Origin of the sequence: Bacillus cereus group sp. N11 (genome assembly GCF_016483605.1) — a bacterium.
Taxonomy (GTDB): Bacteria; Bacillota; Bacilli; order Bacillales; family Bacillaceae_G; genus Bacillus_A; species Bacillus_A toyonensis.
The window spans coordinates 1-11,169 of record NZ_JAEHBN010000010.1 but is presented as its reverse complement, the minus strand read 5'-3'; the positions used below and the strand labels follow the sequence as shown (position 1 = coordinate 11,169).

Sequence of the window (11,169 nt, the reverse complement as noted above, 5' to 3'; positions counted from 1 at the left end):
CCCCTCATATTAGAGGCACGAACTTCACCTTATTTTTTCTTGTTATGATTTGCCTCAATATTACCTTTAATTTGCTTCACTGCACTATCAAGAGCTGCTTTTGGCGCCTCTTTATCTGTAACAACTAATTGAAGGGCATCTCCAGCTGGTTTCCATACTTCTTGCATTTCTGGAATGTTTGGCATTGGAATTCCATTTTCTGATTGCGTTGCAACCGCTTTTGCAGCTTCGTTATCTTTAATAATCGGATCTTCCATTACTGATTTTACTGGCGGAATTTCTTTCGTTTTCTCAAATCTAATTTTCGCGTTTTCTTCATTCGTTACCCATTCAGTGAATTTAGTAGCTAAATCATTTTGTTTAGAGAAGCTTGTTACATGCCATCCTTTTACCCCAACGAACGTTTTCATCGGTTGACCATTTGGTAATTTTGGCATTGGAGCAACACCATAATCAATTCCGTTCTTTTCCATCGCTTGGAACGCCCATGGTCCGTTCATGATAGAAGCTGCTTTTCCTTCATTAAATAATCCATCAGCAGCAGGTCCACCAGATTCACCGATAATACCTTTCGGGAATAGTTTTTCTTTGTACCATTTCTGAAGATATTCAGCACCTTGTACAGCACCGCTATTATTTAACCCAACATCACTTGCATTTGGTTTTCCATCTTTTTCACCAAACACATAACCACCCATACCTGCCATGAATGCATTAGCAAAGTAGAAATTATCTCCTAATGTTAAAAATCCGTACTTGCCATCCTTTGTAAAATCTTTTGAGAAGTTAAACAATTCGTCCATTGTTTCTGGTGCTTTTTGCATAAACTTTTTATTGTAAATAAAGACTGGTGTTTCAATCGCTTTTGGTAAGCCATATAGTTTCCCGTTATATGTCTGTGCTTCTATTGATAAATCAGTAAACTTACTCTTAACAGCATCATCTGCTTTCACTTCAGAAAGTAAGCCCTCTGTTACTGCATTTCCGATTTGATCGTGTGGCAATGTTACAACATCCGGTCCAGTCCCCGCTGGTCCATCAAGACGTAACTTCTTCACTTGATCTGTCATTTGCATTTCAACAACTTTTACTTTTACTTTATATTTTTCCTCAAAGCTTTTCACTGCTGGTTCTAAACCAACGCCTTTTTTATCATCTTCCCAAACGAGAAGGTCATAGTCTTTCTTCGCTTTAGTTTCCTCTTTTTTCCCTGAATCTTTCGGCCCACATGCAGATAACATACCAATTGATAATGCCGAAACCGTTAATAATGATAATGCTTTCTTCATCCCAAAAAACCTCCCTAAATTGTCTATGTACCTTACTAATTGAAAACGTTTGCATTTGAAAGTTTAATAGAAGCGCAAACCTTATCTCAAATCTATGAAAACGTTTGCGCTATTTGTCTATCATTATACATTCTTTTATTCATTTTGCAAATATTAATTTTAAAAATAATGTCATTATGCTCTTTATACATTGACTTTATATGAAATGAATACTACTCTTATAAGCAATATTAAAGCTAATAGAAAGGCAATCGTTTGCAATACAGGCTTTATTATTACATTTAAGGGAATAATATGTATAGAGATATTAAAGGGGGATTTTCTATATGCTTAAAGAAGCCGTTTACCATAGGCCGAAAGATAATTATGCATACGCTTACGATGAAAAAACAATTCACATCCGAATACGTACTAAGAGAAACGATGTTCAAATCGCCACTCTTATTTATGGTGACCCTTACGAATGGACAGATGGAAAATGGATTACGTCAAATACGCCGATGAACAAAACTGGTTCTACTGCATTATTTGATTATTGGTCCATTTCAATCGAACCAAAATTTAAGCGCTTACGTTATGGATTCGAATTAAAAACTGAGACAGAAACTCTTATTTATGCAGAACGAGGCTTTTTCTCAAACATTCCAGATGACGATGTCGGTAACTTTTTCTGCTTTCCATTCATTCATACAAAAGACGTTTTCATGGCACCACCTTGGATTAAGGACACAGTATGGTATCAAATCTTCCCAGAACGATTCGCTAACGGGGACAGCACATTAAATCCAGCAAACACCCTCCCTTGGGGAAGTACCGAACCAACTCCAACTAATTTTTTCGGAGGAGATTTTGCTGGTATTATTCAAAACCTTGATTACCTTGTTAAACTTGGGATTTCCGGAATATACTTCACACCTATTTTTAAAGCTCATTCAAACCATAAATATGACACTATTGACTACATGGAAATCGATCCGCAATTCGGGACGAAAGAAACTTTCAAAGAACTTGTTGAGGCATGTCATAAACACGGTATAAAAGTAATGCTCGATGCTGTGTTTAATCATAGTGGCTACTTTTTCGATAAATTCCAAGACGTACTAGAACATGGTGAAAAGTCAGCATATAAAGAGTGGTTCCACATTCATGAATTCCCAATTATAACCGAGCCACTTCCTAATTATGATACTTTCGCATTTACACCGTATATGCCTAAATTAAATACTGCACACCCAGATGTAAAAGAATATTTACTTGAAGTAGGGCGTTATTGGATAAGAGAATTCAATATAGACGGTTGGCGCCTTGATGTAGCAAATGAAGTTGACCACTGCTTTTGGAGAGAATTCCGAAGTGAGATAAAGGCGTTAAATCCTGAAGTATATATTTTAGGAGAAATTTGGCACGACGCCCTCCCATGGCTACACGGAGATCAATTTGATGCTGTCATGAGCTATCCTGTTACAAATGCTCTACTTTCTTACTTTGCTAACAATTCCATTAAAGCAAGTGAATTCATGAAACAAATTACAGAATCCCTACATTCCTACTCTATGAATATAAATGAAGCCGCATTTCATTTATTAGACAGCCATGATACACCAAGAATATTAACAACATGTAACGGAGATAAAAATAAGTTAAAGTTACTCTATGTATTCCATCTTTCTTACATCGGCTCTCCTTGTATTTATTATGGAGACGAAATCGGTATAGATGGCGGCATGGACCCGGATTGCCGCAAATGTATGATTTGGGATACAAAAGAACAAGACCATGTATTATTTACACATATACAAACATTACTTTCATTACGAAAACAATATAAAGCATTTGGAGGACATGGTACATTCCAATTCATCGAAGCAAATGATGAACATAATTACATTTCTTATACGAAAACATATGGAGATGAAACTATCTTTTTCGTTTTAAATCCTACTAACGATGAAATTACAGCTTCACTCCCTATCCATATTACAAGGAAGAAAATAATCAATATATATACAAACGAAGAATTTTCAGCAGAAGCAAGTGTATTACAAGTTACACTTCCACCGCACGGATTCTCAATATTAAAATGGTAATAGAAAAAGCCTTATGCCGCTCGGACATAAGGCTTTTTCTTATTTCAATTTATACACCATTGCTTCATATGGACGCAATGTAACGTTTTCCATTAATCCATTTTCCGAGTCATAATTGTGTATTAACAGTTCTGATTCACTATAAACAATGTTCTCAGGCAATTCAAATACACATTGATCCGCAGTGAAGTTTGCAATCACAAGTAGCTTTTCTTCTCCATATGTTCTTACATAAGCAAAAATAGAAGGGCTATTATCTAGTATTAAATCATACGATCCATACACAACTATTTCATTATTTTTGCGTAACTCAATTAATTTCTTATAGTAATAAAAAATTGATCCTTCGTCTTGGATTGCTTGTTTCACATTAATCTCTTTGTAATTAGGGTTTACCGTAATCCAAGGTTCACCCGTTGTAAATCCAGCGTGATACTGATCATCCCACTGCATCGGAGTTCTAGCATTATCACGACCTTTTATATAAATAGATTCCATGACTTTTTCTTTATCTTCACCACGGTCTATCACTTTTTCTTTATACATATTTAGCGTTTCAATATCTCGATATTCATCAATTGATTCGAATCGAACGTTAGTCATTCCGATTTCTTCTCCTTGATAAATATATGGTGTTCCTTTCATCATATGAAGCACCGTCGCTAACATTTTCGCAGATTCAGTACGATACATCCCATCATTACCAAAACGAGATACAACGCGCGGCTGATCATGGTTATTCCAATACAGGCTATTCCATCCTGTATGCTCTAATGCTTTTTGCCACTTTGTTAAATTCTGTTTTAAAGTAAGAAGTGGACATGGTTTTACATCCCATTTTCCGCCTTCTCCTGAATCTAAATCCATATGTTCAAATTGAAATACCATTTGTAGTTCTTTTCTAGCTTCTCCTGTATACAATTTAGCTTCTTCTGTCGTTACACCAGGCATTTCACCAACCGTCATAATATCATAATGAGACAATACTTCTTCATTCATTTCATGCAAATATTTATGAATGTTTGGACCGTTCATAAAATGCTTATGACCTGAAACATACCCCTCTTCTTCTGTTTCAACAGTCGGTAAACCTTCTTCTTTAGAAATAAAATTGATAACATCCATGCGGAATCCATCAATTCCTTTTTCTAACCAAAACTTCATCATTTCATAAACATCTTGTCTTACCTGTTCATTATCCCAATTTAAATCCGGCTGTTTTTTAGAAAACAGATGTAAATAATACTCATCTGTCATTTCATCATATTGCCATGCAGATCCACTAAAAGCTGCTCCCCAGTTATTCGGCTCTTTCCCTTCTTTTCCAGAACGCCATATATAGTAATCTCTATATTTATTATCTGTTGATTTACGTGATTCAATAAACCAATTATGTTCATCAGAAGTATGATTAACAACTAAATCCATCATAAGTTTCATATTACGTTCATGCATTTCATGTAATAGCTCATCCCAATCTTCCATTGTTCCGAACTCGTTCATAATTTTACAATAATCACTTATATCATAACCATTATCATCATTTGGAGATTCATAGACTGGCGATAACCAAATTACATCAATCCCTAATTCTTTTAAGTAATCTAGCTTTGAAATAATACCACGAAGATCCCCTATACCATCACCATTACTATCCATAAAGCTACGAGGATAAATTTGATATACTACACTTTCTTTCCACCATTTTTTTTCCATTATGCTACCCCATTTCATTAGTAATTCATTCTTCTCTTTCTCCCAAGGCGCAAACGTTTTCACTAATGAATGATAACAGATTCTATCTTAATTTAAAATAGCGCTTACAATTTTTATCCTTCTTTTTCTAGGAAAACATATGAAAACTACTACATATCACTCGAATAAATGAAAACGTTTTATTTTTTTATTTATTTTTTGAATCTATTCGTTTATAATAAACTCAAAGAAAACGTTTGCATAATTTTTTCTAGGGGGAAATACCATGGCAGAACTGAAATTAGAAAACATTTATAAAATATATGATAATAACGTAACCGCTGTAACAGATTTTAATTTACACATTCAAGATAAAGAGTTTATCGTATTTGTTGGTCCTTCTGGATGCGGAAAATCTACAACATTACGAATGGTAGCTGGACTTGAAGATATTTCAAAAGGAGAATTTTCAATTGATGGTAAGCTAATGAATGATGTTCCTCCAAAAGATCGTGATATCGCAATGGTTTTCCAAAACTATGCTCTTTATCCACATATGAGTGTATATGATAATATGGCATTTGGATTAAAGCTTCGAAAAATATCAAAAGATGAAATCGATCGTCGTGTGAAAGATGCCGCACGAATTTTAGGGCTTGAACAATATTTAGATAGAAAACCAAAAGCGTTATCAGGTGGACAACGCCAACGTGTTGCGTTAGGTAGAGCAATCGTTCGAGACGCGAAAGTTTTCTTAATGGATGAACCATTATCAAACTTAGATGCAAAACTCCGTGTTGCAATGCGCTCAGAAATTTCTAAGTTACACCATCGCCTTGGAACAACGACAATTTATGTAACACATGATCAAACAGAAGCAATGACAATGGCTTCCCGTCTTGTTGTTATGAAGGACGGAAAGATTCAACAAATTGGAACTCCAAAAGAAGTATATGAGACACCTGAAAACATTTTTGTTGGCGGATTTATTGGCTCTCCAGCTATGAATTTCTTCCGTGGTACATTAACTGAAACTGATTTCGTTATAGATAATTCATTGAAAATCAAAGTATCTGAAGGAAAAATGAAATTATTACGTGAACAAGGTTATGTAAATAAGGAAATCGTTTTAGGAATTCGTCCTGAAGATATTCATGATGAACTACTATTTTTAGAGGCTTCACAATCTACTACTTTCACATCAAAAATTGAAGTTGCTGAGTTGTTAGGTGCTGAATCCATTTTATATATGAAACTTGGAAATCAAGATTTTGCAGCACGTGTTGATGCAAGACATATATTCTCACCTGGAGACCAAATTAAATTAGCATTTGATTTAAATAAAGCGCATTTCTTTGATAGCCAAACCGAACAACGTATTCGCTAAAAAAATTTTCTTGTATATAACATACAAAAAAACCGTCCACATACATTGAGGGCGGTTTTCATTATTATACTAGGGCTTCTACTGTATGAAATGATTGTCCTTTCGTGCTAATAATACCGAAAATCGGTAAGTCACTAAGCACCACTTCTTCTTGCTGTTTCATAAAAGATGACGTTAATTGTTTTATCTCTATCCAAACGTCATTAATACAAAGTACATTGGAATCGTTCTCTTGTTGGCGAGAAAAAATAGAATCTATTTTATATAAACCAGCATTTTGAAAAAGCATATCAATGCGACTGAATGCATTCAAAGTAATACTGATAACACGTTGCCAATCTCCTTGTTTTTCCATATCATAGGATACAAAAAGGGCTTCTCCGCCTAGATTCGTAATTTCCTCCACTGTTGCTTGTCCACTATCTTGATCAATGTCCGTCACAATTACTTTTGCGCCTTGTTTAGCCAACAAAAGAGCTGTATTACGTCCAATACCGATGCCACCGCCAGTTACGATAGCAACTTTTCCTGCAAGCTTCATTTTCATTACCCCTTCTATGAGTCTTACCGTCATTCAGTATACTCCTTTATAAGATTAGTCTGCAAGCAAGAAAAGTTACTCTTTTATTTGTAAGCGATTACTTTTTTACTCCTTCTTTTTTCTTACTATTACACTGATCGAAAACGAGACCAATGAAAATTAAAATCCCCCAAAAGATTATGCTACCTCCCGTCATTACAGCTTCCCCCTTCATTATATAAAGATATTATTTTCATTTATTATACCATTTTCTTAATTTTCAATCTATTAAAAAAGGACTTTCTACTTCGAAAAATATCCTTCCATAATAAAAAACCTTTTTATGTACAAGCATAAAAAGGTTTTTTATTATACTAGATTCATCACTTTTGTCTTTGTAATTAAATCATGAAAACCGCAATTATCTTTGCGGAACAACATCATATATACGTTGCATATTAACGGAATTCCAAGTAACAATATGTTCGGTAATAACAATACAAAAAATCGTAAAGTTAATGTTTGCAACGTTAATTTTTCACTCGTCAATGAAATCAATTTTGTTCTCGTTATTTTTTTCCCAAGTGTAACACCGTTCCAAATAAAAGGTAACAAAATAAAATATAGAACCATTAATATGAAAACTACTGCGAGATCATATCTATAGTCACCGAAACTTATATTAAACCGATTAAAAATAGCACTATAGTTTCCGGTCATAACAGCTACTACTGCACCATACATAACCGAGATTAAAAACATGTCAATTAGGGAAGCACCTATGCGATTCATTACAAGCGCTGGACGATGCATCTTCAACTTCATTTTATGTCGACTCCTTCGTATCCTTCTTTACCCGTTACATCGTACCACTTCTAAAAAACATTGTAAACTGGCGTTTCTCTTACTTTTCTTGTACAATGTGTTACAACAGCATTGTAAAGGAGGTTCCCATATTGAAAAAATGGATAATCCTATTCGTCGCCGTCCTATTAACTGCTTGTACAGGAAATACAAACCATGTATCTTATACGATTAACGATGAATACGAACTCATACGTACTTCTGGAAATGCATTTGAACTGTTCCCTACGCAAGATGCTGTATATGCCACACAATACATCCCTGCCAAAATTACAGACATCGCTTGGGATGATAAATACATTATTGTAAAACAAACAGAGGAAAAGTCAGATCCAAATAACCCTGACGCAGCAATTGCAAATAAAAAAAGTGAACATTATTGGATTATTGACGTAAAGCACAATAAACGTTTCGGTCCCTATAATGAAAAACAATTTAATGAACAAAAAGATGCGTTTAAAATTAAAGTGCCTTTTCAAAATGTAGATTCATACATAAAAGAAATAAAAAAACAGTCAGCATAATATATAGAATGCTGACTGTTTTTCCTTATATCATTTTAAAAACATATTACTCAGAAAGTGAAATGTTAAAACTTTGTGATTCTTTAACAGTTTCTTGTGTTTCTGTGTCTCCTGCCATTAAATCATCCGTTGTAAATTTAATATCCTTTACCTTTTCTTTTCCATCATCAAGTATTAAACCGATAATTCCATCTCTTGTTTCACCAGGCTTATAATCTTCTCTTGATACATTTTTCGTACCAACGAGCGTATCTTCATCATATAAAAAGTTTTGAGTCGCTACTTTAAAATGTTGCTTATCATTAATCGTAACATCATTCATAGAGAAAAATTGCATATTTTTATTCCCGCTATTTTCCACCTTATATGTAATTTCAACGTAACGAATCGTATCACTAATCTCTGTTCCACTTAGCGATGCATATAATTCAGCATCTTCTTGACTTACCTTATCGCCCAATCTACGCTTTACTTCGTCAGGAGTTAATGCCGTATATGCTTTTAATGTATTTTTTGCGTCTTCACTCATTTGTGATAAAGAGATTACTTTCACATCTTGTACATGAATTTTCATTGGTGCTACTTCAAATGTTTGATTCACAGAATGTATCTGCTCTAACTTGAAAGTACCCCATCCTGTTTCTTTCACTTTTTGCCCAATTTTTTTTAGCTCACGCCCACCATATTCTTTTGTTTCAGGAATAGATTCTTTCTTCTTCGGTTCAGCTTTCTTTTCTTCTTGATGGAAGCAACCACTTAACATAAGAAGAAAACTACATAAAACAAAAATACTTTTCCATGCTTTCATCATTTAATTTCTCCTAACACTATCATTCATTAAAATAAATTAGTCCCTAGTCTTGTAAACTATAGAAACAATAAGAAGTCCACAAAACGAACTTGTCAGTCCAGATACTATTATACCCCCTATTTGGAAAATATGAAAATAGGGATTTACGAACGCGTGAACGATAAATATAATAGTTGCCACAATGATTGCCGAAACCCAATACTTCCTTTTTTCTGAAGCTATAATAATATCTTTCCCTGTTTCATCTTTATACTTCCATAGTACGTGTAATAGTAATAATAAACCAACACATGTACTCCCATGTTGCATATATTTATACACCGGAATACTATGTAATTCTCTTTGTAACAATGGTATTTCCATAACGAAGTAGCCTGTATTATGAGTAAACGCATCCCAAACAACATGCGTGAGCATACCAAATAAAGCAGAATAGCAAAATACAAAGAAATCCTTCCATGTATGAAGTCCCCACCTCTCATCTACTGCATATGTATAGTAGCCAGCAAATGGTTTAGGTAAATGTGTTATAAACGGCTTTTTTAAAATGTAATGATATATGTATGCTAATAGAAAGACAAGAGGTAAATTTAAATATAAGAACCCAAGCCACGTATGTCCAATCACGCCATACGGTCTAAAGTGTAAAAAATATTCAAAGTCAGGTGCCATACTACCTAATATAAGAGCCGTTACTGAAATATAATTAACCTGCTTTTTAGAAAAAGGGAGAACAGCTGCTGGATGCGCAAATGTAAACGGCATATTTTAACTCCTTTTCATATTTCCAATAGAATATCATCTATCATAACGAGAGAATTGACCTTCATGCAATGTTTATTTTCACATTGGAATATGATAGTTTCCATGTTATAATCCTCATGAAATATTCAGAAAATAAAATGGGAGTTCTCATGTCATTAACACTTTTCTTTTTTCTATGGAAGAACTTAAAAATTATAAAATATACGCCTGCTCTCGTTGGCTTTATAAGCGTTCTTTCCATTTTTATATTGCAGAGAATGACGTTCGGCTGGGAAAATCTCGGTTTTGGCGCACTTTATTAGCAAGTCGTCTTACACTTGTATTTTTTGCTTTTTTTAAATCAAAATCCGTTATGAATTGAGGTTTATATATTGATTGACGTACCCTTTTTAAAAAGTGTCACATTAAAAAAAGAAGATATCCCTAGCTTTTCCGCATATCCTTACTGTTTACCCGCTATTCGAACATTACAATCGCTCCTTTTCCATCCAAATGTAACATTCATTATTGGAGAAAACGGAACAGGTAAATCAACACTACTTGAAGCAATTGCAATTGCTTTAGGTTTTAATGCTGAAGGTGGAACGAAGAATTTCCGTTTTAGCACAAATAATTCACATTCATCTTTACATGAATATCTTCGAATTTCCAAAAGTTTCAATACACCAAGCGATGGTTTCTTTCTTCGCGCTGAATCATTTTATAACGTCGCTTCTTATATCGATGAAATGGATGCTGATCCAGAAGCACGCGGAAATCCAGTTATTGACTCATATGGTGGTATCTCACTACACAAACAATCACATGGCGAATCATTTTTCTCCTTATTTATGAACCGTTTTTCAGGACAAGGTTTATACATTTTAGATGAGCCTGAGGCAGCTTTATCCCCGATGAGACAACTTTCCATGCTCATTCGAATGCACGAACTAGCTGAACAAGGTTCACAATTTGTTATTGCCACGCATTCCCCTATATTAATGGCTTATCCTGAATCTACTATATATTCTTTAACACAAGAGGGGATTCACGAATCATCTCTAGAAGAAACGGAGCATTATCAAACGACGAAACTTTTCTTTGAAAATCGCGATCGATTATTCCATCATCTATTTGAGTCGTAAAAAAGAAGCAGCAAACGCTGCTTCTTTTTTCAGAGTGTTGGGAAACCCTTTAGGGTTCCCAACATTCTGCAATCCTTTTTAATTTTAGTAAATGAAAACAATA

The 11,169-nt window shown here is 34.3% G+C and carries 11 protein-coding genes and 1 pseudogene; 5 read left to right on the top strand and 7 right to left on the bottom strand.

Annotated elements, in window-relative coordinates:
• Positions 1–29 precede the first annotated feature (29 nt).
• Complete coding sequence (locus JDS98_RS17165) at positions 30–1,289, bottom strand: extracellular solute-binding protein (RefSeq protein ID WP_097956922.1); 1,260 nt, start codon at positions 1,287–1,289, stop codon at positions 30–32.
• Positions 1,290–1,615: 326 nt separating this feature from the next.
• Here JDS98_RS17165 and JDS98_RS17160 point away from each other — a divergent pair, with 326 nt between their 5' ends.
• Complete coding sequence (locus JDS98_RS17160; protein ID WP_097956921.1) at positions 1,616–3,376, top strand: alpha-glycosidase; 1,761 nt, start codon at positions 1,616–1,618, stop codon at positions 3,374–3,376.
• 39 nt (positions 3,377–3,415) lie between these two features.
• On the opposite strand, the gene malL is transcribed toward JDS98_RS17160, so the two are convergent.
• Positions 3,416–5,092: an oligo-1,6-glucosidase gene (gene malL, locus JDS98_RS17155; RefSeq protein ID WP_199634161.1), complete on the bottom strand. Its 1,677-nt coding sequence runs from the start codon at positions 5,090–5,092 to the stop codon at positions 3,416–3,418.
• Positions 5,093–5,357: 265 nt separating this feature from the next.
• On the opposite strand from malL, the gene JDS98_RS17150 reads away from it, so the two are divergent.
• Entirely contained in the window at positions 5,358–6,458 is a 1,101-nt protein-coding gene (locus JDS98_RS17150; protein WP_097958045.1) for an ABC transporter ATP-binding protein, read from the top strand.
• Between the two features lie 64 nt (positions 6,459–6,522).
• Here JDS98_RS17150 and JDS98_RS17145 read toward each other — a convergent pair whose 3' ends face one another.
• The 3 genes from JDS98_RS17145 to JDS98_RS17135 all read right to left on the bottom strand — a co-directional run bounded on the left by JDS98_RS17145 (position 6,523) and on the right by JDS98_RS17135 (position 7,803).
• The gene (locus JDS98_RS17145; protein WP_000218407.1) at positions 6,523–7,032 is read right to left on the bottom strand and encodes an SDR family NAD(P)-dependent oxidoreductase; all 510 of its coding nucleotides are present in this window, start codon (positions 7,030–7,032) and stop codon (positions 6,523–6,525) included.
• A 64-nt stretch (positions 7,033–7,096) separates the two neighbouring features.
• Positions 7,097–7,195 (bottom strand): hypothetical protein, encoded by a 99-nt coding sequence (locus JDS98_RS17140; RefSeq protein ID WP_000145635.1) that lies wholly within the window; start codon positions 7,193–7,195, stop codon positions 7,097–7,099.
• Between the two features lie 152 nt (positions 7,196–7,347).
• Complete coding sequence (locus JDS98_RS17135; protein ID WP_000769092.1) at positions 7,348–7,803, bottom strand: RDD family protein; 456 nt, start codon at positions 7,801–7,803, stop codon at positions 7,348–7,350.
• Between the two features lie 131 nt (positions 7,804–7,934).
• Here JDS98_RS17135 and JDS98_RS17130 point away from each other — a divergent pair, with 131 nt between their 5' ends.
• A complete protein-coding gene (locus JDS98_RS17130; RefSeq protein WP_000758796.1) occupies positions 7,935–8,366 on the top strand; it encodes a DUF3997 domain-containing protein in 432 nt (143 codons plus the stop codon).
• Positions 8,367–8,412: 46 nt separating this feature from the next.
• Here the strand turns inward: JDS98_RS17130 and JDS98_RS17125 are convergent, their stop codons facing one another.
• Positions 8,413–9,177 (bottom strand): hypothetical protein, encoded by a 765-nt coding sequence (locus JDS98_RS17125; protein WP_000973887.1) that lies wholly within the window; start codon positions 9,175–9,177, stop codon positions 8,413–8,415.
• A gap of 36 nt (positions 9,178–9,213) precedes the next feature.
• Complete coding sequence (locus JDS98_RS17120; RefSeq protein WP_001116887.1) at positions 9,214–9,942, bottom strand: DUF4184 family protein; 729 nt, start codon at positions 9,940–9,942, stop codon at positions 9,214–9,216.
• Between the two features lie 116 nt (positions 9,943–10,058).
• Between JDS98_RS17120 and JDS98_RS30615 the strand changes: the two are divergent.
• Together JDS98_RS30615 and JDS98_RS17115 are read left to right on the top strand one after the other, a co-directional pair.
• Positions 10,059–10,303: pseudogene (locus JDS98_RS30615) on the top strand (hypothetical protein).
• Positions 10,304–10,313: 10 nt separating this feature from the next.
• Positions 10,314–11,066, top strand: coding sequence for an AAA family ATPase (locus tag JDS98_RS17115; protein ID WP_000567990.1), 753 nt, complete (start codon positions 10,314–10,316; stop codon positions 11,064–11,066).
• The last annotated feature ends 103 nt before the right edge of the window (positions 11,067–11,169 follow it).